1 protein-coding gene is annotated in these 695 nt (G+C 64.0%); it reads right to left on the reverse strand.

Annotated features, from left to right (window positions below; all coding sequences use genetic code 11):
* A partial coding sequence (locus AC0L3D_RS36840) for a hypothetical protein (protein WP_473647551.1) occupies window positions 1–695 on the reverse strand: 695 nt, incomplete at both ends.

Genomic DNA, 695 nt, shown 5'->3' on the forward strand with positions numbered 1-695 from the left:
TCCAGCATCACCTGCCCCTCCGGCGGCCGAACCCAGGTATTCCCGCGCGAAAACGTCAACCTGGATATGTAGCCATCGGGCAGGCTCATAGTCTCGAACGTGCGCGAGACGAGGTCGAAAATCACTTCTGTGCTGTAGCCATCGAGCGTATCCAGCGTGAACCATGTCCCGTCCACCCCGTCATGGCGTCCACCTCCAATGGACGACACGGAGATTTCGTGCGCGGTGATGCTGAATTCCCGCCACAGCGTCGGGTCGCCCCCGTCGACGGCATGAGCCCTGCCGCCTTGCGGATCGAGCACGATCTCGCGGAAGGGATGGCTGACCGGAAAGGTGGAAACGAGCCGGTCGATCACGTCGCGTAGGTTGGCGGGCGTCCACCAATCCACCGACGGGCGTCGGCCGGGGGGAAGGATAACCCGAAGAATCTCGCCGGCAGGGCTTGCTACGACCTGCCATGCCTCGCCCTCGGTCCGGGTGATCCAGTTTCCCTGCTTCGCAGGATCGCCGACGGTGAGCGTCCAGACAAGCTGTGGCGTGCCGATGCTGGTGATCGGACGGTTCGCCACTATCTTCAGCACCCGCATGCCGGGCTCGTTCACCTTCTCCAGCGCCGCCGCCTTGAGCGCGGGCAGCATGGCGAAGTCGATATCAGTGAAGGCGAACACATCCTCGGTCGGCGGCCGCATCGTGGC

Source organism: Mesorhizobium sp. WSM4837 (assembly GCF_055811435.1).